General features: G+C 74.7%; 20 protein-coding genes. 13 read left to right on the forward strand and 7 right to left on the reverse strand.

Going from position 1 to position 23943, the window contains the following annotated elements; all coding sequences use genetic code 11:
• Positions 1 to 65: 65 nt before the first annotated feature.
• A complete protein-coding gene (locus IFT45_RS02975; RefSeq protein ID WP_192126604.1) occupies positions 66 to 1319 on the reverse strand; it encodes an extracellular solute-binding protein in 1254 nt (417 codons plus the stop codon).
• 179 nt (positions 1320 to 1498) lie between these two features.
• Here IFT45_RS02975 and IFT45_RS02980 point away from each other — a divergent pair, with 179 nt between their 5' ends.
• The 5 genes from IFT45_RS02980 to IFT45_RS03000 all read left to right on the forward strand — a co-directional run bounded on the left by IFT45_RS02980 (position 1499) and on the right by IFT45_RS03000 (position 7640).
• Positions 1499 to 2542 (forward strand): LacI family DNA-binding transcriptional regulator, encoded by a 1044-nt coding sequence (locus IFT45_RS02980; RefSeq protein WP_056057174.1) that lies wholly within the window; start codon positions 1499 to 1501, stop codon positions 2540 to 2542.
• 249 nt (positions 2543 to 2791) lie between these two features.
• The gene (locus IFT45_RS02985; protein WP_244637591.1) at positions 2792 to 4516 is read left to right on the forward strand and encodes a CBM35 domain-containing protein; all 1725 of its coding nucleotides are present in this window, start codon (positions 2792 to 2794) and stop codon (positions 4514 to 4516) included.
• Positions 4517 to 4702: 186 nt separating this feature from the next.
• The coding region (locus IFT45_RS02990) for a BCCT family transporter (RefSeq protein ID WP_192126777.1) at positions 4703 to 6542 on the forward strand (1840 nt) is incomplete at its 3' end.
• 209 nt (positions 6543 to 6751) lie between these two features.
• Entirely contained in the window at positions 6752 to 6979 is a 228-nt protein-coding gene (locus tag IFT45_RS02995; protein ID WP_185233781.1) for a hypothetical protein, read from the forward strand.
• Between the two features lie 88 nt (positions 6980 to 7067).
• Positions 7068 to 7640 (forward strand): hypothetical protein, encoded by a 573-nt coding sequence (locus IFT45_RS03000; protein WP_185233783.1) that lies wholly within the window; start codon positions 7068 to 7070, stop codon positions 7638 to 7640.
• A 75-nt stretch (positions 7641 to 7715) separates the two neighbouring features.
• Here the strand turns inward: IFT45_RS03000 and IFT45_RS03005 are convergent, their stop codons facing one another.
• Positions 7716 to 10973: a hypothetical protein gene (locus IFT45_RS03005; RefSeq protein ID WP_192126606.1), complete on the reverse strand. Its 3258-nt coding sequence runs from the start codon at positions 10971 to 10973 to the stop codon at positions 7716 to 7718.
• A gap of 234 nt (positions 10974 to 11207) precedes the next feature.
• Between IFT45_RS03005 and IFT45_RS03010 the strand changes: the two genes are divergently transcribed.
• The 4 genes from IFT45_RS03010 to IFT45_RS03025 all read left to right on the forward strand — a co-directional run bounded on the left by IFT45_RS03010 (position 11208) and on the right by IFT45_RS03025 (position 14352).
• Positions 11208 to 11606, forward strand: coding sequence for a DUF1304 domain-containing protein (locus IFT45_RS03010; protein ID WP_192046314.1), 399 nt, complete (start codon positions 11208 to 11210; stop codon positions 11604 to 11606).
• Positions 11607 to 11636: 30 nt separating this feature from the next.
• Positions 11637 to 12512: a formyltetrahydrofolate deformylase gene (purU, locus tag IFT45_RS03015; protein ID WP_192126608.1), complete on the forward strand. Its 876-nt coding sequence runs from the start codon at positions 11637 to 11639 to the stop codon at positions 12510 to 12512.
• A 104-nt stretch (positions 12513 to 12616) separates the two neighbouring features.
• Positions 12617 to 13000, forward strand: coding sequence for a DUF2568 domain-containing protein (locus tag IFT45_RS03020; RefSeq protein ID WP_192126610.1), 384 nt, complete (start codon positions 12617 to 12619; stop codon positions 12998 to 13000).
• 188 nt (positions 13001 to 13188) lie between these two features.
• Positions 13189 to 14352, forward strand: a complete 1164-nt coding sequence (locus tag IFT45_RS03025) for an N-acetylglucosamine-6-phosphate deacetylase (RefSeq protein ID WP_371810859.1) — start codon at positions 13189 to 13191, stop codon at positions 14350 to 14352.
• 860 nt (positions 14353 to 15212) lie between these two features.
• Here IFT45_RS03025 and IFT45_RS17700 read toward each other — a convergent pair.
• The 3 genes from IFT45_RS17700 to IFT45_RS03040 all read right to left on the reverse strand — a co-directional run bounded on the left by IFT45_RS17700 (position 15213) and on the right by IFT45_RS03040 (position 19582).
• Positions 15213 to 16385: a M23 family metallopeptidase gene (locus IFT45_RS17700; RefSeq protein WP_192126612.1), complete on the reverse strand. Its 1173-nt coding sequence runs from the start codon at positions 16383 to 16385 to the stop codon at positions 15213 to 15215.
• A 171-nt stretch (positions 16386 to 16556) separates the two neighbouring features.
• Positions 16557 to 18353, reverse strand: a complete 1797-nt coding sequence (locus tag IFT45_RS03035; RefSeq protein WP_371810860.1) for an AMP-binding protein — start codon at positions 18351 to 18353, stop codon at positions 16557 to 16559.
• Positions 18354 to 18406: 53 nt separating this feature from the next.
• Positions 18407 to 19582 carry a zinc-binding alcohol dehydrogenase family protein gene (locus IFT45_RS03040; RefSeq protein ID WP_371810861.1) on the reverse strand — a complete coding sequence of 392 codons (1176 nt, stop codon included), beginning with the start codon at positions 19580 to 19582 and terminating at the stop codon, positions 18407 to 18409.
• Between the two features lie 89 nt (positions 19583 to 19671).
• Between IFT45_RS03040 and IFT45_RS03045 the strand changes: the two genes are divergently transcribed.
• Both IFT45_RS03045 and IFT45_RS03050 read left to right on the forward strand, forming a co-directional pair.
• Positions 19672 to 20241 (forward strand): TetR family transcriptional regulator, encoded by a 570-nt coding sequence (locus tag IFT45_RS03045; protein ID WP_056057194.1) that lies wholly within the window; start codon positions 19672 to 19674, stop codon positions 20239 to 20241.
• Positions 20242 to 20406: 165 nt separating this feature from the next.
• A complete protein-coding gene (locus IFT45_RS03050) occupies positions 20407 to 21384 on the forward strand; it encodes an NAD-dependent epimerase/dehydratase family protein (RefSeq protein ID WP_056057196.1) in 978 nt (325 codons plus the stop codon).
• A gap of 86 nt (positions 21385 to 21470) precedes the next feature.
• On the opposite strand, the gene IFT45_RS03055 is transcribed toward IFT45_RS03050, so the two are convergent.
• Both IFT45_RS03055 and IFT45_RS03060 read right to left on the reverse strand, forming a co-directional pair.
• Entirely contained in the window at positions 21471 to 22091 is a 621-nt protein-coding gene (locus tag IFT45_RS03055; protein ID WP_056057198.1) for an NAD(P)-dependent oxidoreductase, read from the reverse strand.
• 165 nt (positions 22092 to 22256) lie between these two features.
• On the reverse strand, positions 22257 to 22781 hold the full coding sequence (locus IFT45_RS03060; RefSeq protein WP_192126614.1) for a GNAT family N-acetyltransferase: 525 nt from the start codon (positions 22779 to 22781) through the stop codon (positions 22257 to 22259).
• An 81-nt stretch (positions 22782 to 22862) separates the two neighbouring features.
• Between IFT45_RS03060 and IFT45_RS03065 the strand changes: the two genes are divergently transcribed.
• Positions 22863 to 23336: an N-acetyltransferase gene (locus IFT45_RS03065; protein WP_056057201.1), complete on the forward strand. Its 474-nt coding sequence runs from the start codon at positions 22863 to 22865 to the stop codon at positions 23334 to 23336.
• Complete coding sequence (locus tag IFT45_RS03070; RefSeq protein ID WP_371810862.1) at positions 23333 to 23782, forward strand: MGMT family protein; 450 nt, start codon at positions 23333 to 23335, stop codon at positions 23780 to 23782. The genes IFT45_RS03065 and IFT45_RS03070 overlap by 4 nt, the downstream gene beginning before the upstream one ends.
• The last annotated feature ends 161 nt before the right edge of the window (positions 23783 to 23943 follow it).

The following is a 23943-nucleotide window of genomic DNA, read 5'->3' on the forward strand; positions in this document are numbered from 1 at the left end:
TGCGGGGGTGCCGCGGGGGCCGGGGCGCCGTGCGCGCCCCGGCCGGGTGCCAGGCCGGGGCCTCGCTACTTCGTGGCGGACTCGGCGGCCTGCTGCGCCTCCTGCAGGGCCTCCTCCGGGGTCGACGACCCGCTCAGGCTGTTCTGCACGGCCTTCCAGAGCTGCTCCGAGATCTTCGGGTAGTCCGTGCCGAGGTCGTCGCTGGTGCGGCCCTTCGCGTCGGCGACCGCGTCGACCCAGGGCTGGAGGTCGGGGTCGGCGGCGACCTGCGCCTCCTGCGCCTCCGTCGTCGGGGCGACGTACGAGAGCGTCGTGTCGGTCGCGACGAGGTTGTCGGTGCTCGTCAGGCAGGCCTGGATCTTCTCGGAGACCGCGTAGCGCGCGTCGTCGGACTGCACGGGCACCGTCAGGAACTCGCCGCCGGTCGGGGCCGGGGCGGCGCCGCCGTCCTTCGAGGGGATGGAGATGATGCCGTAGTCGATGCCCGACTCCTTGACCCCGGCCAGCTGCCAGGTGCCGTTCTCGCCGAAGGCGTAGTCGCCGGTGAGGAACTCCTGCCAGCTGGTCGTCTGCGTGTTGCCGATCACCGAGTTGGGGGCGTAGCCCGCGTCGACCCAGTCGGTCCACAGGGCGAGGGCCGACTGCCCGTCGTCGGAGTCGAGCGTGGTCAGGTCGGCGCCCGAGCCCCAGAACCAGGGCAGGAACTGGAAGCTGCCCTCCTCGGTGCCGATGGCCGAGAAGGTGATGCCCTTCTTCCCCGCCGCGGTGACCGCCTCGAGGGCGGTGGTCAGGCTGTCCCAGTCGGTGATCGAGGCCGGGTCGACGCCGGCGGCGTCGAGGACGCTCTTGTTGTAGTAGAGAGCGAGCGTGTTGGCGCCGATCGGGACGCCGTAGGTCTTCCCGTCGAGCTGGCCGGCGGCGAGCAGGTTCGCCTCGACGGCGGAGGTGTCGGCGCCGGTCTCGTCGGTGTCGGTGAGCAGGCCTGCCTCGGCGAGCGTGGAGACGACGGGGTTGTCGACGAGCAGCAGGTCGGGGCTGTTGCCCTGCTGGCCGGCGAGGAGCGCCTTGCTCGTCAGGTCGGAGGTGTCGTAGCCCGTGCGCTCGATCGTGACGCCGGCGTCGGTGCCGCACGAGGTGACGAGTTTGGCCCAGTCGCTGGAGTCGTCGAACTGGGGGTACGGGTCCCAGAAGGTGTAGGTGCCGGACGCGGCGTCGGACGAGCCTCCGCCCGATCCGCCGGCGCAGCCGGTGAGCGCGGCCGCGGTGGCGAGCCCGACGACGGTGACGATGGCGGCCTTGCGGCGAGTGTTCGTGTTCACGGTGATCCTCTCTGGTGCTGCAGGGATCTCGCAGAGAGGCCGCGCGGTCCGCGCATCTCACCGTCGAGAAAGTAGGGGGTGTCGGCTCCGGTGCGGGGTGGACACCGAAACTGGTTTCGGGGATGAAGCTATGCCTGCTCGGCTTGCTTGTCAACACAGACATGAACTAATTTCGGTACATGGCCACGACAGGGGACAGGGCGGGGTCGACGACGGTCACCCTCGCCGACGTGGCGCGGGTCGCGGGGGTCTCGGTGGCGACGGCGTCGAAGGCCCTGAACGGCCGGGCCCAGGTCGCGGCCGGCACGCGGCTCAAGGTCGAGGAGGCCGCGGCGGCCCTCTCGTTCACCCCGAACTTCTTCGCGAGGGCCCTCAACTCGGCTCGCACCGGGACCATCGGCATGGTGACGAGCGACCTCGACAACCGCTTCGTGCTGCCGATCCTCCTCGGGGCGGAGGACGCCTTCGGCTCCGGCTCGCTCTCCGTGCTGCTGGCCGACGCCCGCGACGACGCCCTCCGCGAGCAGCTGCAGATCGACTCCCTCCTGACCCGACGGGTCGACGGCCTCCTCATCGTCGGCCGGACGACGAACCCGCGGCCGCCCGCCGCCGTGCCCGCCGACGTGCCGGTGGTCTACGTGTACGCGCCCTCGACCGGCGACGGCGACGTGTCGTTCACGCCCGACAACGTCCAGGCCGGCACCGCCGCGGCCGAGCACCTGCTCGGCCTGGGCCGCCGACACATCGCCCTCGTCAACGGCGAGGCGTCGTACGCCGCCGCCCGCGACCGCGCCGCCGGGGTCGCCGGGGCCCTGCGCGCGGCCGGGCTCGGCCTCGTCGGCGGCGACTCGCTCTACGGGCAGTGGGGCGAGGCCTGGGGCCGCGACTGCGCGCGCTTGCTCGTGCGCGGCAGCGACCCCCTCGACGCCGTCGTCGCGGGCAGCGACCACATCGCCCGGGGCGTGCTCGACACGCTCCGCGACGAGGGCCTGCGGGTGCCCGACGACGTCGCGGTCGTCGGCTTCGACAACTGGGACCTCCTCGTGCGGGAGTCCCGCCCCCCGCTGACGAGCGTCGACATGGAGCTCGAGGTGCTCGGGCGCACCGCGGCGCAGCACCTGGTCGACATCATCGAGGGGACCGTCTCCGCCGGCGTGTTCCCACAGCCGGTGCGCGTGCAGGCGCGGGCGTCGACGATCCCGCGCACCGACGCCGGGGCGTGACGCCCGACGTGAGGCGCTGAGCCCGCGCCTGCGCCGTGGCCCTCGTCGTCGGCCGAGGGCGAACTCGCTCGCCCTCGTCCGAGGGCGAGCTCGCCCGAGCTACGGCCGGGCGACCCTTGACCTCGCGTCCTCGAAACCACTTCAGGGCACCTTCTTGCTTAATCTGTAGGCCTCTGTCAGTCTCAGCGAAAGCGGTTTCGGACAATGCCGTCCCACGCGGCGCCGCTCGTCCACGCGAAGGAGCACAGGATGAGAAAGACCAAGAAGACCATGGGGGCCGTCCTCGCCCTCGGCCTGAGCGCAGCCGTCGTCGCGGCGCTCGTCACCCCGGGCGCGACGGCCAGCGCCGCCGGGAACACGCTCGTCGTCGACGCGTCGAGCAGCATCCGGCCGGTCACCCACGTCGGGGCCGGCGGCCTGTACGCCGTCTCGAGCACCACGGAGCCGGCGCCGGGCCTGCTGACCCCGCTGCGGCTCAAGCAGCACACCCAGCCGGCGCCCGGGGTCCAGCAGCTCGGCAACGGAGCCACCGTCCCCTCCGGCGACGTCCTCGTGACGGCGCCGGCGTTCACGCGCGACGGTGCGCAGTCGTACGCCCGCATGCCCGACGTGTACCCGGACTTCCCGTACCGCTGGATCAGCTGGGCCGACTGGACCCAGAAGATCGACACGATGGTGAAGGCGCGCGTCGACGCCACCGGCACGACGAACATCAACGGCTGGGAGCTCTGGAACGAGCCCGACGGCACCTGGGACACCGCGAAGGCCGGCCCCTTCCTCGACGGCTGGACCCGCACCTACCGCCAGGTGAAGCTGCAGGACACGACGACGCCCATCGTCGGCCCGAGCTACAGCCGCTACTACCCCGACCTGATGCGCGACTTCATGGCCCGGGCCAAGGCCGACGGCACCCTGCCCGACGTCGTGGTCTGGCACGAGCTGGAGGACGAGACCTACAACACGGTCGACGAGCACGTCGCCGACTACCGGGCCATCGAGCGCTCGCTCGGCATCAGCCCGCGCCCCATCTCGATCAACGAGTACGGCTCGCCGTCGCAGGTCGACACCCCCAGCGTCGCGGCGCACTACATCGCCCAGTTCGAGCGCACCGGCATCAACGATGCCGAGCGGGCGTACTGGTACGAGTCGGGCACCGTCGGCGGGCTCGTCTGGAACGGCGCCCCCACCGGCTCGTACTGGCTCTACAAGTGGTACGGCGAGATGGCCGGGAACATGCTCGCCGTCACGCCCTCGGGCGACCTCGACGGCTTCGCGTCGTACGACTCGACCCGCAAGATCGTCAACGTCGCCCTGGGCGGCACCTTCGGCGACAACGCCGTCCAGGTCAGAGGCCTCGCGAGCTTCGGCGCACAGGCCAAGGTGACGGTCAACTACACGCCCCGATCCGGGCGCATGACCAACGTCTCGGCACCCACCCAGATCTCGAGCACGACCGTCTCGATCGTGAACGGAGCCGTCACGGTGCCGATCACGAACCAGGACTACCTGGGCGCCTACCAGGTCGTCGTCACGCCGGCCGCCGGGCCGACGACGTCGTACCAGCAGGTGTACGAGGCCGAGAACGCCACGGTCGTGAACGCGCAGCGCCTGTCGTCGGCCACGGCCTCGAACGGCGGCTACGTCGGTCGCATCGACGGCCTGGGCGACGGCCGCTCGAACAGCTTCGTCGACTTCGTCGTCGAGGTGCCGACCGCGGGCGCCTACTCGCTGACGACCCGGTACGCCAACGGAGGTGCGGCCACGTCCACCCAGGGCCTCGCCTACAACGGGGGCGCGTTCTCGACGGTCTCGTACCCGACCACGGGCGGATGGGGCCGGTTCGCCGACTCCGCCGCCGCCCCCCTCACCCTGAAGGCCGGCTACAACGTCATCAGGCTCGCGAAGGGCTCGCCGAACTACGCCGGCGGCAGCGGCTTCGCGGAGATCGACTCGATCACGGTCCGGCCCCGCTGACCCGGGCCGGGCAGAGCCGACGGCCACGTCACGGGAGCCCCGTGACGTGGCCGTCGGCCTGTGCGGTGGCCACCGTCGCGGCTGGTGCCCGGAAGGGGGCGTGAGCCCCGTCGAGGTCGTCGCCCGAGGGGCGTCCCCGACGCCTCGATTGGTCCTTCTGCCCCAAAAGTCAGAGAATTGCTCCTCATGTCAGGAAACCAGCAGGCCCCCCGACCTACCGATCCGCCCGGCGACCACCGCCACGACCGCAGCGCCGGAGGCGCGCGACGCCTCGTCCGCGACTTCACCGAGCCGCCGCCGAGCGGGGTGCACCCCGCCCTGATCCCGGGCCTCGGCGTCGAGCAGACCGGCCGTGTGTTCCGCACCGACCGCACCGTCTTCGGCGTCGCCATCCTCTTCGCGGTCGCCTTCCTGGCGTGGGGCGTCCTCGGCGGCGGGAGCCTCGCCTCCACCGCCTCGGCCGTCCTGGCCTGGGTGATCGAGTACACCGGCTGGTTCTTCACGTCGATCGCGACCGTGATCATGGTCTTCATGCTCTGGGTCGGGTTCGGCCGCTTCGGGCGCATCCGCCTGGGGCGTGACGACGAGGCGCCCGAGTTCTCGATGTTCTCGTGGATCTCGATGCTCTTCGCCGCCGGCATGGGCATCGGCCTCGTGTTCTGGGGAGCGGCCGAGCCGCTGACGTTCTTCGAGACGCCTCCCCCCGGCACCGACGAGGCCGAGACGGTGGAGGCGATGCACACGGCCCTGACGCAGGTCCTGTACCACTGGGGCCCGCAGGCGTGGTCGTTCTACGCCCTCATCGGCGGCGCGATCGCCTACGGCGCGTACCGCCGCGGCCGCACCCCGCTGATCTCGTCGATCTTCGCGTCGCTGCTGGGCGAGGGCCGCACCCAGGGCCCCCTCGGCAAGACCATCGACATCTTCGCCATCATCGTGACGCTCTTCGGCACGGCGGCCTCGCTCGGCCTCGGCGCCCTGCAGATCGGCCACGGCGTCGAGCTGATCAGCGGCATCGGCCAGGCCGGCAACACGCTGCTGGTCGGCGTCATCACGGTGCTGACCATCGCCTTCATCATCTCCGCCGTGTCGGGGGTCTCGCGCGGCATCCAGGCCCTCTCGAACATCAACACGGTCGTGGCGCTCCTGCTGGCGCTCTTCGTGTTCTTCGTCGGCCCGTCCATGCTGATCCTCAACGTGATCCCGTCGGTCGCCGCCCAGTTCGTCGGCGACCTGCCGATGATGATCGGGCGCTCCGGCTCGCAGGGCGAGGAGGCCCAGGCCTTCCTGTCGAGCTGGACCATCTTCTACTGGGCGTGGTGGATCTCGTGGTCCCCCTTCGTCGGCATGTTCATCGCCAAGATCTCGCGCGGCCGCACGCTGCGCCAGTTCGTCTCCGTCGTCGTGGTCGTGCCGTCGATCGTGTCGTTCATCTGGTTCGCGATCTTCGGCGTCACCGCCATCGACCAGCGCATGAAGGACGCTCCGCTGCCCAGCAGCCCGCCCGAGGAGGTGCTGTTCGGCATGCTCGGCGGCCTTCCGCTGGCGGGCGTCACGACGGTCATCGCCGCGATCCTCGTCGCGATCTTCTTCGTCACCGGCGCCGACTCGGCGTCGCTCGTGATGGGCACGCTGTCGCAGCAGGGCCGCCCCGAACCGTCGCGCTGGGTCACCGTGACCTGGGGCGTGCTCGTCGGCGCGATCGCCGCGGTGCTGCTCGTCGCCGGCGGGGAGGACGGCGCGGGGCTGAGCGCGCTGCAGAACGTGACGATCATCGCGGCGCTGCCGTTCGCGATCATCATGGCGTTCATCATGATCGCGTTCCTCAAGGACCTCCGCCGCGATCCGCTCATCCTCCGCGACCAGTACGCCGAGCGCGTCGTGCGCCACAGCGTGCGCAACGGCCTCGAGGAGTTCGGCGACGACTTCGCGCTGGTCCCCGCCGCGTACGACCACTCGAAGGACGACCTCGCCTGGGTCGAGCACGACGCCGACGAGGGGCTGAGCGCCTCCTACGCGGCGGTCGNACCCGGGGAGGCGCGGACGACGCCTCCGTCGCCGAGGGAGCCGTCCCCGGCAGCGGCGAGCAGCACCGCTCCTAGCCGTCCACCACCCGAGGGCGCCCCGCACGACAGCCGTGCGGGGCGCCCTCCGTGCGCCCGGCGGCGCCGAGCGAGGTCGTGCGGACTCGACGGGGCCCCTTGCGGTCACCGGGGATGTCGCTAGCGTGTCGTGATGAACACCGCCACGGTCGTCGTCACCCTCATCGTCCTGGGCATCGTCGCGGCCACGGCCGTGGTGGTCCTCCGCGAGCACCGGTCGCGCGTCCTCGCCGCGCGGCTCGACGCGCAGGAGCACGAGTCGGGCCTGCGCGCCCAGGCCGAGGCCGAGCGACAGCAGGAGGGCCCGCGCGGCGAAGCCGGCGGCATGTCGTGGTCGGCCGGCGGGCACAACTCGGCCTGAGGGCGGGGGCGGCCGTCGGGCCCTGCCTCGAGGATGTCCGCCCCCGCGAACTCGTCGCCTGATGTCGACAGTGGCCTAGCCTGACCAGATGTCGAAGAAGAACGTGGGGGCGGCCGCACTCGCCGTGCTGACCGTCGTCGGGGGCCTGCTCCTGACTGGCTGTGCGTCGGGGAACGCGGCGGCCGGGGCTCCGTCGCAGACGTCGTCGCCCCAGGCCGCCGTCGGCACGGGCGCCGGCGGCGACGACTGGCCCGACGGCGCCGACGCGAGCACGCCGGCGTGCCAGGACGCGTCGGCCGCGACCCTGGCCGTCGTGAACACGTCGCTGCACGAGGCATCCGTCGCGAACGGCACGGTCGAGTCCGTCCTGCCGTGGCTCAGCGCCCGACCCGACACCGACCTCGGCACGTGGACGCTGACCGGCCTCGTCGAGAACGCGCAGACCGCACAGGGCACGGAGGGCGGCTACTTCGTCGTCTTCGCGACCGACTCGGACCCCACCTCACCGACGTTCGACGGTCAGGTCTCGGCGGTCGGAGGCGCCAGCGCCGCCGTGACGACGCTGCCTCCCCTCCAGCCGGCCTACGTCGGGCCGACCGACATGGACGACGTCCCGGCGGGCGCGCTCGCCTGCGGCACGCAGCGGTCGCGGGAGTCCTGACCGCGCGACCCCCACGACGAACGACGTGCCGCACACCCCGAGGGGCGTGCGGCACGTCGTGTCGGCGGCTGCGACCTAGCGCGGGTCGCGCACCGCCTCGTCGGCGGCGTCCTGCGTCGCCGTCAGGGGCTCGAGACCACGGCGCCGGGCGACGACCGCTGCCGAGCCGAGGCCGAGCAGGGCGAGCGCCAGCATCGCCAGGACTCCGGTCGCGACGCCGGGGCCGGTGTACGCGAGGTCGGAGGCACCGGCACCGGAGCCCGGGCGGGCCGTGATCGGCGTGGCACCGGAGGCCGCGGGCACGACCGGCACCGCGACTCCTGCACCCGCACCGGGCGCACCCGGGGCCGGCGCACCGGGCGTGCCCGGGTCGACCGGAGCCGGGTCGACGGGCGTCGGCACGACGGCCTCGGCACCCACGCGGTAGCTCGCCGTCGCGGTCAGGCCGGAGCCCGCCCCGAGCGCGCTCACCGTGCGGACCCCGTCGGGGGCGTCGGCCGCGATCGTGCTGACCAGCGCGAAGGAGCCGGCCGAGTCGGCGATCACGGTCTCGACGAGGGGCTCGCCCTCGTCGACCACCGCGACGGTCGGCGCGCCGGGGGCCGTGGCGGCCTCGGGGGCGATCGTCACCGCGACGGCCTCGCCGACCCGGAAGCCCGAGCCCGAGATCGTCAGCGACTGGCCCTGCTGCACGACGTCGTCCGACACCGTGAGCGTGCCGGCCTCGGCCTGCGCCTCGGCGCACGCGTCGCCCTGCACCCCGACGGCCGGGGCCATCGGCAGCACCGTCGCGGGCACGGTCGCCGTCGGCACCGTCACCACCGCGTCGTCCTCGCGCACCGTCACCCAGCCGAAGCTGTCGCCGATGGTCGAGCCCTCCTGCGTGTTCGAGATCGTCGCGCGGAACCGCGTCGTCGCCGTCGGGCTCGAGAGGTCGTCGCCCGTCGTCGGCACCGTGACCACCTTGCAGGTCTCGCCGGGCGCGAAGGTCAGGGGCCGCATCGCGACGTCGACCTTGCCGCTCGGCGTGCCGATAGCGCTGAACCACGCGGTGGTCGGGGCGTCGGAGGCGCGGCTGAGCAGCACCGGGACGTCCACCGACCCGAGGCCGTCGCCCTCCTCGATCGCCACGTCGGGCACCGAGACGAACGGACGGGTCGAGATCGCGGCCGTGCCGACGCTCGGCGCCGCGAGGAACGACAGGTCGCTGAGCAGCGCACCGCCGGCGACGCGGGGAGCCGTGAAGCGCACCTCGCGCACGTCGGCCAGGTCGACGCCGGTGAACGACGCGACCGGGATCTCCAGCTGCTGCAGCAGCAGCTTGCGGAGCGGCGCCTTCGTGCCGGGCAGCACCTGCAGGGCGTCGCCGAACTCCGAGGCGGGCAGGCTCGCCGAGCCGCCCTTCCCGTCGACGAGCGTGACGACCAGGTCGGTGCGGGCCGCGACGGTCTCGTCGGGGCTCACACGGAACGACAGCCGCTCGTAGCCGGAGACGTCGGTCGAGCCGCCGGGCATCGGGACGCGCAGCTCGGCCGGGGCGGCGGTCGCCGACGAGGGCTCGGTCCAGGTGAACCGCAGCGACGGCGTGGTCGGCACCGACGGCGCGAAGTTCGCCGGGGTGAAGTCGGGCACCTGGGCCGACAGCAGCGAGGTGGCGCAGTAGGGCTGCGTGCCGGGCACCGGGCGACCGGCGAGGCTGGCGCACCAGGCGTACGTGCCGGCGCCGGCCACGCGCACGGCGGGGTCGGGCACGGCGAACGTCTGCACGTCGAGGCGGGTCGAGGCGGGCTGCGAGGCGGTGACGCGCACGTCGGCGCGGCCGGCCGAGGCGGGCACCTCGTCGGAGCCGTCGAACATCGGCAGGAACTGCTGCTCGCCGCCCATGGTCAGGCGGAAGAAGCCCGTGAGGTACGCGGTGCCGACGTCGTACTGCTCGTCGTCGGTGAGGCGGGCGGGCGCCGTGCCGTAGCCGCAGTCGGGGTCGACCTGCTGGCGGTCCTGCGCGGCCCAGTCGTCGCTGGCCGAGTAGGCGTACTTGCTCGGCGTCCACGTCGTGTTGTAGAAGTTGTGGTTCGTGCCCATCACCAGCACCGACGAGCGCAGCACGTTGTCGCCGTAGGCGAGGCGCGAGTCGTCGAAGAAGTGCTGGCCCTGCAGGTTCGACACGTCGCCGTCGCAGTACGGCAGCACGACGGCCATCGGCACGTCGGGCAGCGTCATGCGGCCGAAGTCGGTCGGTGCGAGCGGCAGCACGGCCTCGATGCCGAAGGGCTCGGGCAGCTCGGCGTTCAGCAGCGCGGCGCGCACGGCGCCGTCACCGCCGCGCGAGTGGCCCATCAGCCCGACGTGGTCGAGGTCGAGGCGCCCGGCGAGGGCGGGGCTGAGGCCGACGGCCGTGCCGGAGTTCGCCTGCTCGAGCAGCGCGAGGTGGTCGAGGATCAGCTGGGCCCGGGCGACCGCGCCGTTGTCGTCGGAGAGCGTGCCGTCGAGGGCGTTGATCGCGTTGGCCGAGATCGAGACGACGGCGTAGCCCTGGCTGGCGAGCACGTCGGCCGAGTCCTGGTACCCCAGGTAGCTCTCGACGTCGACCTGGTCGGGGCTGCAGGGCCAGGCGAGCGGGTTGCGGGTGCCGCCCGAGCACGAGGTGTGGCGCCCGTGCAGGAACATCACGACCGGACGCTCGCCGGTCGCCCCGACGGGCATCGTGACCGACGCGCGCATCTCGCCGAGCCGCCCGAAGCCGCGGATCTCCTCCGCCTCGTCGCCGAGGTCGTAGTCGAGCCGCTCGGTGCCGTAGGCACCGGTCGTCGCGGGGTCGGCCGCGAGCAGGCGCTGCGCGTCGGCGACGCCGTCGTCGGGCACGGCGTCGGTGGTGGGCGCGGGCGCGGCCTGGCGCCGCTGGGCCTGGCCGCCGGGGGCGCGGGCCGGGTCGCCCTCGCCCGTCCAGCCCGCCTGCACCGAGGAGGCGGTGGCCGCGACGGGCAGGGTGGTCACGACGGTGAGGGTGAGACCGTCGAGGCTCTCGGTCGCGACGCCGAGCTCGACGCCGTCGGCCCACAGGGTCGGGGCGGCGCTGCGCTGCTCGACGGGGGCGTCGAGGGTCTTGGTGACGACGTACCCGCCGGCGGCGGGCGTGACCGACCAGTCCGAGCCCTGGGCGAGGGTCGTGACCGTGGGAGGCGCGGCGGAGGCCGGGGCCCCGAACGCGAGCGTGCCGGCGGCGACGCAGAGGGTGGTGGCGACGGCGACGCGTCGCCAGAGGCGGTCGAGCGGACGCGACGGGGCGCGACCGGCGGAGGGCCTGGGGGCAGGCCGAGGGGCAGACGAGGGCACGGGTCTCCTGGGTGAGGGGGCGATGACGGACGGTCGTCCGCCCCCGGGCTCCGTCGGCGGCGTGCTCTCCGACGCCCCGGCTCTGGGCGGATCCAGGGGAACCATAGAGCCGTTCCACAGGCCCCCAGGTCGTTTCGTATACGTTCTTCACACAGCCGAAACGGGGCCGTAACACCGGGTGCCAGAAGGCGAACGGAGCCCCGCCCACGAGGGAGGGGCCCTAGAGTCGGCCCCATGCTCATCGCCCTGATCGCCGGCGCCCTCGCCGCGCTGCTGCACGTCTACATCTTCGTCATGGAGTCCGTGCTGTGGACGACCCCGCGGGTCCGCGCCACGTTCGGCATCTCGAGCGACGCCCAGGCCGAGCACACGAAGCCGCTCGCCTACAACCAGGGCTTCTACAACCTCTTCCTCGCGATCGTCACCGTGGTCGGCGTCGTGCTGATCGCGTCCGACGACTCGGCGGGCGCCTCCCCCGCGGGCGTGGCCCTGCTCGTCGCGGGCACCGGCTCGATGCTCGCCGCCGCCCTCGTGCTCGTGCTGAGCGACCGCACGAAAGCCCGCGCGGCGACGCTGCAGGGCGTGTTCCCGCTGGTAGCGCTCGTGGCGCTGCTGATCGCCACGGTCGCGTAGCACGCCCGCCGCCCGCACTACCCTGGGCTGGTGACCGACCCGACCAGCGACTCCCCCACCACCACGCACTGGACCTTGACGCTGGTCTGCGAAGACCAGCCCGGCATCGTGCACGCCGTCAGCGGGGCCGTGGTGGAGGCGGGGGGCAACATCACGGAGTCGGCCCAGTTCTCGAGCCACGACACCGGCACCTTCTTCATGCGCCTGCAGGTCGAGGCCCCCGGCGAGCGCGCCGCCTTCGAGGCGCAGCTCGCCCCGGTCGTCGAGCGCTACGGCATGCAGCACGCCCTCGACGTGGTCGGGCGCCCGACGCGCACCCTGGTGCTCGCGAGCAAGGCCGCGCACTGCGTCAACGACCTGCTCTTCCGGCAGCGCGCCGGGCAGCTGCCGATCGAGGTGCCGCTCATCCTCGCCAACCACGACGACCTGTCAGGCCTCGCCGAGTTCTACGGCAAGCGCTTCGAGCACCACCCGGTCACCGACGCCGCGTCGAAGGCCGCCTTCGAGGCCCGCGTGCTGCAGGTCGTCGACCGCTACGACATCGAGCTCGTCGTGCTCGCCCGCTACATGCAGATCCTCAGCCCCGAGCTCTGCGCGGCGCTCGAGGGGCGGGCGATCAACATCCACCACTCGTTCCTGCCCGGGTTCAAGGGCGCGAACCCGTACCGCCAGGCCCACGCCCGCGGCGTCAAGCTGATCGGCGCGACGGCCCACTTCGTCACGAGCGACCTCGACGAGGGCCCGATCATCGAGCAGAACGTCGTGCGCGTCGACCACACCCGCAGCGCCCCCGAGCTGATGGCGATCGGCCAGGACGAGGAGAGCCGCACGCTCACCCAGGCGGTGCGCTGGTTCGCGGAGGACCGCGTGCTGCTCGACGGTGCCCGCACGATCGTCTTCCGCTAGGAGCGGCGGGGGTCGGGCGCCGGGGCGGGGGCGGCGCCGACGCTCGGGCCGTCCCGCCCGCGGTGCCGGGGCGGGCGCCGAGCCGCCGGACGTACGCTGGCCCGGTGACACCGACCTCCTCCGCGCCTCCCCCCGGCCCCTCGCGCACCGGGCCCGTCACGCCGCTCGGCGTGCTGCGCGTCGCGACGATGGCCTTCGGCCTGCTGAGCCTCGCGGCGTGGGGCTACCTGGCGTGGCCGTTCCCGTGGCCGGCGGTGCTGGCCATGGTCGCCGCGCCGCTGTTCGCCGTCGCCGTGTGGCTGCTGTTCCGGTCGCCCCGCTCGGTGGTGCGGACCGACCGGGTCGGCAAGACCCTGGTCGAGACGGCCGTCGTCGGCGCGGTCGTCGTCGTCTGGGTGCAGCTCGGCTACCCCGTGGTCGCGGTCGTCGTCGCGGTCGTCGCGCTCGTGACCGGCGTGCTGGTCGCGAGGCGGGAGGGCGACTCCTGACCGTCCTGTTCCGCGGTGCGCACGCCGTCGACGCCTCGGGCGAGCGGCCCGGCACGTGGCTGCTCGTCGACGGCGACCGCATCGTCGCGACCGGTCGCGAGGTCGACCTCGACATCGACGTCGACGTCGACGTCGACGTCGACGCGGACCCCCGGGCCTCGGCGCCCGGGCAGCCTGCAGGAGGCGCGGTGCCGGTCGCCGACGCCACCGTCGACCTCGCGGGGGCCCGCCTGACGCCGGGGATGGTCGACCTGCACTCCCACGGGGCCGGAGGCGCCTCCTGGGACGACGACCTCGCCGACGTCGAGGGCGGCCTGGCCGTGCACCGCGCGCACGGCACCACGCGCTCCGTCCTGAGCCTGGTCTCGGCGCCCCTCCCGCGCCTCCGGCGGTCGCTCGAGCGGGTCGCCGCGCTGCGGGAGCGCGACCCGCTCGTGCTCGGGGCGCACCTCGAGGGGCCCTTCCTCGCCCCGGGGAGACGGGGCGCCCACGACCCGCGCCACCTCGTCGCGCCCTCGCCGGAGGCGGTCGACGCCCTGCTCGCCGCTGCGCCCGGCGTGCTGCGACAGGTGACCGTCGCGCCCGAGCTGCCGGGCGGCCTCGAGGCGATCGAGCGGCTCGTGTCGGCGGGCGTCGTGGTCGCCGTGGGCCACACGGAGGCCGACCACGCGCTGACGGCCGCGGCGTTCGAGCGCGGGGCGACGGTGCTCACGCACGCCCTCAACGCGATGCCCGGGCTGCACCACCGGGAGCCCGGGCCGGTCGGGGCGGCCGTCGGCGACGAGCGCGTGACGCTGGAGCTCGTGCTCGACGGGCGGCACGTGCACCCGCAGGTGGCGGCGCTGCTCTTCGCCGCCGCGCCCGGTCGGGTCGCGCTGGTGACCGACGCCATGGCCGCGACGGGTGCGGGCGACGGTGAGCACCTGCTGGGAGGGCTCGCCGTCACCGTGACGGACGGGCGCGCCGTGCTGGCGGGCACCGACACGCTGGCGGGCTCGACCCTGACGCAGGACGCGGCCCTGCGCCTCGCCCTCGGCCCCGCGCGGCAGTCGCCGGTCGCGGCCGTGACGGCGCTGACGCTGACGCCGGCGAGGGCGCTCGGCCTCGCCGCGGCGCCTGCCGGATCGGCCGGTGCGGGAGCGGGCACGGAGGCGGGGCTGGGGGCGGAGGCGGGGGCGGTGGCACCTGCACCCGCGATCGCCGCGGCGCCTGCCGCGGGGGCAGCCCCTCTCGGGCTGCTGGCGCCCGGCCACGCCGCCGACCTGGTCGTCTGGACCGACGACTGGCACGTCGCCCGCGTCTGGGCCGCCGGGGTCGAGCTCGACGTCGGCCGCGCCCCCGGGGGCCGGTGACGGCGTCTCGGCGCAGCGGGCCGTGCCGCCGGGGGTGCGTGACCGCATCCCGACGCCGTCCGACCGGCTGATGCCCGTCGGGCTGGCGGTCGCCCGGCGGGGCGGCGGTGGCCCGGCGGGGCGGCGGTCGCCCGGCGGGGCGGAAGCGACGGTCCAGGACGCTCGATCCACTCCGGAGTGGAGCAGCCGCCCGCCCGGTCCGCCCGCCTAGATCCGCTCCTCCACTCCAGAGTGGAACGGCGAACCGCCCGCGCCCGCGCTCCCGCCGCTCCGGCACTCGCACTGCACGACCGCTGTTCCACTCCGGAGTGGAGCAGCCGCCCGCCCGGTCCGCCCGCCTAGATCCGCTCCTCCACTCCAGAGTGGAACGGCGAACCGCCCGCGCCCCCGCCGCGCCGGCACTCGCACTGCACGACCGCTGTTCCACTCCGGAGTGGAGCAGCCGCCCGCCCGGTCCGCCCGCCTAGATCCGCTCCTCCACTCCAGAGTGGAAGAGGGATGCCAGGGGGTCGCTCCGGCGCGGGACGCAGCCGTGGCGACGGGGACGCACCACGTTCTCGCACGGGAACCACGCCGCGGCGCGGTTCGGCGGCGAAGACGTGGTGCGTCGTCGCCGGGCTGGTGCGACGGGACGCGGGCCGAGGGGGAGACGAGGTTCCCGCGCGGAGCGTGCGGTGACGCACCCTGTCCTCGCAGGCGAACCCCGCCGCGGCGGGGTTCGGGTGCGAAGACGGGGTGCCTCACCGGGCCCGGCCCGGCCCTGCGCAGCCCGGCCCGAGCGGGCCCGGCCCGGCCCAGCCCGGCCCGGCCCAGCCCGGCCCGGCCCCAGAGCGTGCGGCCCGAGCGGGCCCGGCCCAGCCCTAGAGCGTGCGGCCCGCGTTCGCGTCGAGCCACGCCTTCGGGTCGACCTGCGTCGAGCCCCCGACGAGCACCTCGAAGTGCAGGTGCTCACCCGTGGCGACTCCGGTGCGGCCGACGGCTCCGACGAGCTCGCCGACCCCCACCGACTGGCCGGTGACGAGCGGGCTGGAGCCGAGGCGCATGTGCGCGTACAGCGTGCTGATCTTCTGCCCGTCGATCACGTGGTCGATGACGACGTACTGGCCGAACTGCGCGTGCAGCCCCGAGACCCGCACGACCCCGTCGGCGACGGCCCCGATCGGCGTCCCGCCGCCGGGCGTCATGTCGAGCCCCATGTGCATGCTCGAGCAGGCCGCGCACGGCGCCGCCCGCGGGCCGAAGCCCGAGCTCAGCACGACGCTGCCGGGGAACGGCCAACGGATGTCTCCCGTGCCGCTGTTCACGACGGTCCCGGCGCCGGACGCCGCACCGCGCGGTGCCGCACCGGACGAACCGCGCGCCGACGACCCGCTCTGCGTCGCGGTCGACGACTCGGCGGCCACCTCCACCGGCGGCGGCGGGGGCGGAGGCGGCGGGTCGGTGACGCCGAAGCCGTCGCGGTCGTCGACGGTCAGCACGACGAGCGAGGCCGCGAGGGTCTGGCCGGGCAGCGGCGCCGTGGCCGACGTCTGCACGCCCGAGCCGCCGAGCTCGGTCGCCGTCGCCGGCGTGACGTTGGAGGAGAAGAACAGGGTGACGGCGACCAGCGCGAGAGCGGGCACGGCGGCGTCGCGGACGCTCCGCAGCGCGCTCCGCACCGAGCGGGCCGGGCGCCCCGAGCGAGCGGAGGCGGGGGTAGCGCTCGTGGCGCCAGCGACCTGCGAGGCCGCCACCGACCGCAGCGACGCCGGCTGCCGGAGGCGCGGTGCCGGTCGACCCGACCCCTCGCCCCGGGGCACCGAGACGGGGTGGCGCGTGGTCACCGTGCGCCGTGCGGCGGCCGGCAGGACCACGGGCCCCGCCGCGGGCGGCTCGACGGGCTGGACGACCGAGGGCACGACGGGCTCGAGACCGGACTCCGACGCAGCAAGAGCGGGAGCGACCAGCCCGGCGGCGGTCGCCTCGGCGGCACGCTCGAGGGCCCTGGCCTCACGCCGCGTGAGCGGCACGGGCGACGATGCGGGGTCGGTCACGAGAGGCCTCTCACCGGGCTCGCGCTGCTGATCACGGTTCTCCTCGTCGACGGACCTTCCGACCCTAGTCACCATCCTGCCCGCTGACCAGCAGCTCAGGCCGATCCGACGGCACCGCCGACGCCCCCAGAGCGGGCGACGAACGGACGACGAGCGAGCGAGAGCCGCGCCTCAACGCACCCGCAGCCCCGGGAAGTCCTCGTCGCGCCACTCCCCGTCGAGGCGCTCGCCCGACCGGGCCGCCGCCTCCTCGCGCTCCCGCAGCTCGACCCGGCGGATCTTGCCCGAGATCGTCTTCGGCAGCTCGTCGGTGAACTCGACGCGGCGCACGCGCTCGTAGGCGGGCAGGCCTGTGCGGGCGTGGGCGAGCACGGCGCGCGCCGTCTCGGCGGTGGGCTCCCAGCCCGCGGCGAGCGTGACGTACGCCTTCACGACGGCGAGGCGCACGGGGTCGGGGGCGGGCACGACGGCCGACTCCGCGACGGCCGGGTGCTCGATCAGGACGCTCTCGACCTCGAACGGCGACACCTTGTAGTCGGAGGCCTTGAAGACGTCGTCGGTGCGGCCGACGAAGGTGATCATGCCGTCGGCGTCACGGGTGGCGACGTCGCCGGTGTGGAAGAGGCCGTCGCGGGTCGCGGCCGCCGTGCGGGCCTCGTCGCCGAGGTAGCCCGTCATGAGGTTCACGGGGCGCACCCGCAGGTCGAGGCAGATCTCGCCCTCGTCGCCCTGCTCGCCGGTGACCGGGTCGACCAGCACGACGTCGACGCCGGGCAGCGGGCGGCCCATCGACCCGGCGACGACGCGGCCGCCGGGCGGGTTGGCGATGATCGCCGTCGTCTCGGTCTGGCCGTAGCCGTCGCGGATGTCGAGCCCCCACGCCTGCTGCACGCGGTCGATGACCTCCGGGTTGAGGGGCTCGCCGGCCGACAGCGCCTCGCGCAGCGCGACCGGCGCCTCCCCCAGCGACGACTGGATCAGCATGCGCCAGACCGTCGGCGGCGCGCAGAACGAGGTCACGCGGGCCCGGTCGAGCTGCTCGCGGAGGGCCGCCGCCGAGAACCGCGCCTGGTTGTGGACGAAGACGGTGGCCTCGGCGATCCACGGGGCGAAGAAGCAGCTCCAGGCGTGCTTGCCCCAGCCGGGCGACGAGATCGTCAGGTGCACGTCGCCGGGGCGCAGGCCCAGCCAGTAGGTCGTGCTGAGGTGCCCGACCGGGTACGACGCGTGGGTGTGCACGACCATCTTCGGCTTGCTCGTCGTGCCCGAGGTGAAGTAGACGAGGCAGGGGTCGTCGGTCGCCGTCGCGACCTCCGGGCGGGCCGGGGAGGCGCGGTGCGAGTCCTCGAAGGAGGCCCACCCCTCGAGCTCCCCGCCCACCACGATGCGACCGACGCCCGGGTCGACCCCGTCGAACTTGGCCGCGTCGGCGACGTTGACGAGCACGTGCCGCACGTCGCCGCGCACGACGCGGTCCTCGACGTCGTGGTCGGCGAGCACCACCGAGGTGGGCAGGATGACCGCACCGACCTTCATGACCGCGAGCATCGCCTCCCACAGCTCCACCTGGTTGCCGAGCATCAGCAGCACGTGGTCGCCGGGGCGCACGCCGCGCTCGACGAACCAGCTCGCGACCTGGTCGGAGCGGCGGCGCATCTCGTCGAAGCTGACCGTCGTCTCGCGGCCGTCCTCCTCGACGATCCAGAGCGCGGTGCGGTCGTTGCCCTCGGCGACCACGTCGAACCAGTCGACGGCCCAGTTGAAGCGGTCGCCGACGTCGGGCCAGCGGAAGGAGTCGCGGGCCGCGTCGTGGTCACCGGCGGCGGCCGCCGAGGCGAGCGAGTCGCGCGCCGCGCGGAACGCGTCGGTCGCGGCCGGGTCGCGCGGGGCGGCCCGCGGCGTGGGGGCAGGGCCGGGGGTCGAGCTCGGGTCCGGGATCGTGGTCGGGTCTGCATCGTCGAGGGGCACGCCACCATGATGCTCGCTCGCCCATGCCGACGACGGAATGCGCCGCCCGCCCCTCAGAGCGTGACGACGAGCTTGGTCGCCGACACCCCCTCGCCGAGCCGGTCGAGCGCGGCCTGCACGTGCTCGAGCCCGTGCCCCACGACCTCGGCCCGGGGCGCCGGCACGAACCGGCCCTCGGCGAGCGCGGCGGGCAGGTAGCCGGCCCAGAGCATCGGGCCGACCTCGTCGTGCATCAGCGAACTGCCCCAGACGAAGGTCGCCCGCACCCCGCGGAGGCGGCTGCGCACCATCACCGCGGCGGTGCGGCTGCCGAGCGCGACGACGGTGCGCACGAGGCCGAGGCTCAGGCCGGGTCGCCGGGGCACGCCGCCGAACGAGACCGAGGGGCTCGCCATGCTGACCCGGGGCGCGCCGGTGCGGGCGGCGATCGTCACGCACGGGCCGGCCGACCCCGTGCCGATCGCGAGCACGCCCGCCACCCGGCGACCGTGCAGGGCGGCCACGACGTCGTCGACGACGCCGGCGTCGCGGTAGTCGAGGAGCTGCGAGGCGCCGAGGGCGCGCAGCCGCTCGTGGTTCGCGGGCGAGGCCGTCGCGACGACGTCGTAGCCCGCAGCGACGGCGAGCTGGATCGCGGCGCTGCCGACGCTGGTCGTGCCGCCCCAGACGACGACGACCTCCCGGGCGCCCTCGATCGGGGCGGGCCCGGCGCCGACGGGGTGCCGGAGCCCGAGCTGGCCGCCCTGGAAGAGCGCGCTGGCGGCGGTGCTGACCGCCAGGGGCAGGACCACCGCCTCCTCGAACGCCGTGCCCGCGGGCACGGGGGCGGCGAGCGCCTCGCGCACGAGCACGAGCTGCTGGAAGCCGCCGCCGGGGGCGTGCTCCTCGCCCTTCTCGACGCCCACGGCGAGCGCCACGACCCGGTCGCCGACCGTGAACCGGGTGACGGCCGAGCCGACCGCGACCACGTCGCCCGCGACGTCCTCGCCGAGCACGGCGGGGGCGGGCAGCCAGCGGTACAAGAGGTCGCCGGTCGTCTGCTTGACGACGTCGACCGGGTTCACGGCGACGGCGCGGGCGCGCACGAGCAGCTCGTGCGGGCCGGGCGCGGTGACCGGGGCGGGGCGCACCGTGAGGTCGGCGAACGGCGCGTCGAGCCAGGCGGCGACGTTGGTCAGCCCCGCGAGGTCGGGGCCGGAGGCGCGGGCGGGGGTGGTGGCGTCGGTCACGGTGTCCTCCTGGACGTCGGCGAGGTGATGTCACCTCGTGTCGTCACTGTACACACGATGTCACTCCGTGTCATCACTAGGATGGGCGCATGAGCAGATGGCAGCCCGACGCCCGCGGGCGACTGGAGCAGGCCGCGCTCGAGCTCTTCCGCGACCGGGGCTTCGCCGAGACGACCGTGCCCGAGATCGCCGCGCGGGCGGGCCTGACCCCGCGCACCTTCTTCCGTCACTTCGCCGACAAGCGCGAGGTGCTGTTCGCCCGGCAGTCGGAGGTGCCCGCCCTCGCGCGGCGGATGATCGCCGAGGCGCCCGCGTCGCACTCGCCGATGCGGATCATCGCCGAGAACCTCGACGCCGTCGCCGCCGCGCAGTTCCCCGACGGGGTCGAGGCGGTGCTCGCCCGCAAGGTCGTCATCGACGGCGACGAGGGCCTGCGCGAGCGCGAGCTGCACAAGATGTCGGCCCTCGGCGACGCGCTCCGTGAGGGCTTCGCCGAGCGGGGGGTCGACCCGCTCACGGCCGCGCTGACCGCCCAGGTGACGATGACGGTGTTCGGCGTCGCGATCGGCCGCTGGCTCGCGGGCGGCGACGACGACGCGCTGCCCGGGCTGCTGCACGACACGCTCGAGTCGCTGCGCGGGCTGCTCGCCGACGGCTAGCGGCGCGTCCGTCACGGGCGGCTCCGACACCGGAAGCTCCGTCACGGGCCGGCACCGCGCCTCCGCCCGGCTGCCTCGTCGCTCGACCCGCGACTCCCCCCTGACCTCGGCCGCGCCACGCCGGGCGGGCGCGCCGCCGCCCCGCCGCGGGTGCACAGTGGAGCGATGACGCAGAAGACCCTCCTCGTGATCGGCGGCACCGGTCAGATCAGCGCCTCGTGCGTCCGGCTGGCCGTGCGCGACGGCTGGGCCGTGACGGTCGTGAACCGCGGCAGCACCTCGATCCGTGCGCTGCCCGCCGAGGTCGAGCACCTGACCGCCGACGTCCGCGACGAGGAGTCGCTGGCCGGCGCCCTGCGAGGCCGCCGGTTCGACAGCGTGGCCGACTTCCTGACCTTCACCCCCGAACAGCTCGCGACGATGCTGCGCGTCGTGGCCGCCAGCACGGGGCAGTACGTCTTCGTCGGCTCGGCGTCGACCTACCAGAAGCCGCCCGCCGTGCTGCCGATCACGGAGGCGACGCCCCTGTTCAACCCGTGGTCGCAGTACGCCCGCGACAAGATCGCCTGCGAGCGCCTGCTGCGCGACGAGCACCTCGCCGGGCGGGTGCGCGCGACGGTCGTGCGCCCCTCGCACACGTACGACGAGACGCACGTGCCGCTGCTCGGCGGCTGGACGGTCATCGACCGGATGCGCCGCGGCGAGCCCGTCGTGCTGCACGGCGACGGCACCTCGATGTGGGCGATGACGCACTCCGACGACTTCGCGCCCGCGTTCGTCGGGCTGCTCGGCCGCGACGAGGCGCTCGGCGAGGCCTACAACATCATGGGCCCCGAGCTGTTGACGTGGAACGGCATCGTCCGCTGCCTGGCCGACGCGGCGGGCGGGTCGCTGCAGCTGGTGCACCGCACCACCCACGACCTCGTCGAGCTCGCCCCGGAGTGGGACGCCGACCTGCGCGGCGACCGCAGCCACCCGGCCCTGTTCGACACGACGAAGATCCGCGCTCTGGTGCCCGACTGGGAGCCGCGGGTGCCGTTCGCCGAGGGTGCCCGCCAGATCGTGGCGTGGCACGACGCCGACGCGTCGCGCCGCGTCGTCGACCCCGCGGTCGACGCGCTGTACGACCGGCTCAGCGCGTAGCTCGCGGCCGGACGGGACGGGCCGGGGGCTCGTCCTCCCCGGGCCGACGTCCCCGGGCCGGCCGCGGGGCCGGCCAGGGCCGCCCGCTAGGCGCCGGTGACCACGGCCGTCCGGCGCACCCAGGCGTCGTCGCCGAGCTGGGCGAGCATGAAGCGGGCGACGTCGCCGCGGCTGATCGAGCCCGACGCCCCCTCGGGCAGACGCTCCCCCACCGCGACCTCGCCGGTGGCCGGGCCGTCGAGCAGGCGCGTCGGGTAGACGAGCGTCCAGTCGAGGTCGCTGGCACGCACCTCGGCGTCGGCGACCTCCTTGGCCTCGTAGACCTTGCCGAGCACGGTGTGGAAGAACATCTTCTGGAAGGCGTTGGCGTCGCGCTCGGAGTCGCCGACGCCGAAGGCCGAGCAGACGACCAGGCGCCGGACCCCCGCCGCGGTCATCGCGGGCAGCAGCGCCCGCCCCACCTCGACCTCGACCGGGTGCCGCACCTGGCGCGATCCCACGGCGTTGACCACCGCCTCCTGCCCGGTGACCGCGGCGGCCACGTCGGAGGCCGACGTCGCGTCGCCGACCACCACGCGCACGCCGTCGTCGACGTCGAGCTGCGACGCGTCGCGCACCAGCACCGTGACCTCGTGGCCGGCCGACAGCGCGAGGCGCAGCACGTGCGACCCCACTCCGCCGGTGGCGCCCAGCAGCAAGACCTTCATGGTGCCTCCTCGTCGACGGCGGTCGGGCCCGCGCGTCTCGCTCGTGTCGCCACAGCGAACACCGTCGGGCCAGGAGCGGGCCGAGAGGCCGCTGCACGGTCGCCGACGGGCGGCGGGTAGGCGGGGCGGCGGGGCGGGCGGGGGCCAGCGGGCCGGTGCGCCGGGTCAGCCCTCGAGCAGGTACGTCCGCACCGGCAGCCCGAGCAGCGGGTGCTCGTGCAGCTCGCCGTGGGGCCGCCAGCCGTGGGCCTCGTAGAGCCGCACCGCCGGAGCGTTGCTCGGCATGACGTGCAGCGAGAGGCGGGCGTGCCCGGCCGCGCGGGCGTCGGCCGCGACCGCGTCGAGCAGCGCGCCGCCGAGGCCGCGGCGCGCGTGGCCCGGAGCGACGCCGAGCATCGACAGGTACGCCGCGTCGGGCGGGTCGGTCGGGTAGCCCGAGCCGGGCGCGGTGACCAGGGCGAAGCCGAGGAGTGGCGCCGCCGGCGAGCCCGCCGCCCCCGCGCCCGGGGCGGTCAGGTCGTGCACCCCGCGGCCGGCGACCCACGGCGCGGCGAACTTGGCCGCCGCCCGCTCCGCGGTGCCCCGCGCCGGCTCCGCCCCGTCACGCTCGCGCAGCGCCGCGAGCCAGACCTCGACGCAGGCGGCGGCGTCTCCGCGCTCGAGGGGGACGGTGGGGACGGGCTCGGTCACGGCAGGCACGCTCCCATGCTGCCAGGGCAACCCCCTCCCCCACGGCTGGTGCGCCGCCGGGACCGCCACTAGCCTGGGCCCATGACCGGCCTGCGCCTCGAAGAACTGTCCGCCTCCACCGTCGTGGCGGCCAACAACCTGACGCTCAAGCCCGGTCAGGAACAGTACGTCGCCCCCGTCTCGCACTCGATCGCCGAGGCCTACGTCAACCCGACGACGGCCTGGCCGCGCGTCGTGGTCGACGACGACGAGGTGGTCGGCTTCATCATGGGCAACTTCGACGCCGAGAGCGACGACGACACCCTCCGCAGCTGCATCTGGCGCATGAACGTCGCCGCCGACCAGCAGGGCCAGGGCATCGGCCGGTTCGCCGTGCACGCCCTCGCCGACGAGGCCCGGCTCCGGGGCTTCGACCGCCTCACGGTGGTCTACGAGCCCGGCGACGACGGCCCGGAGGAGTTCTTCCGGCACATCGGCTTCGAGGTCGTCGGCGAGACCCCCTACGGCGAGCACGTCGCCGCGCTGACGATCGCCCCCTCGCCCCACGCGGAGTGACCGCGGCGGCGGCGGCGGCGTCGGGCGGGGCCCAGTCGAGCGGGGCGCCGTCGGGCGGGGCGCCGTCGGGCGGGGTGCCGTCGGGCGGTGAGCCGTGGGCAGGTGCGCCCGTCGGCGATCTGACGGGCGCGCCGTCGGCCGGCGACGACTTCGCCTCGCGGGTGGTCAGCGTGGTCGAGGCGATCCCGCCGGGCCACGCGATGACGTACGGCGGCGTCGCCGCGGCCGTCGGGTCGCGCTCCTCCCGCGGGGTCGGCCAGGTCATGGCCCACGCGGGGTCGGAGCTGCCGTGGTGGCGGGTCGTGCGCGCCTCGGGGCTGGCGCCGCAGGGGCACGAGCAGCGCGCCCTGGAGCAGTACCGGGTGGAGGGCACACCGCTGCGCTGGGCGCGGACGGGCACCTTCCGGGTCGACCTGACCCGCGCCTCCTGGTGGCCCGAGGGCTGACCGCCCCTCCGGGCGGCCACGGCCGCGCCCCGCGTGCCCGTGTGCCCGTGTGCCCGTGTGCCCGTGTGCCCGTGTGCCTCGTCGGTGAAACGGAGAGTGATCCGGTCGCCGGGACCCGGCAGAGCCTGGCTCTGGGGGCCCAGCGGTCGGATCACTCTCAA

It is taken from the genome of Frigoribacterium sp. CFBP 13707, assembly GCF_014842245.1.
GTDB classification, from domain to species: domain Bacteria; phylum Actinomycetota; class Actinomycetes; order Actinomycetales; family Microbacteriaceae; genus Frigoribacterium; species Frigoribacterium endophyticum.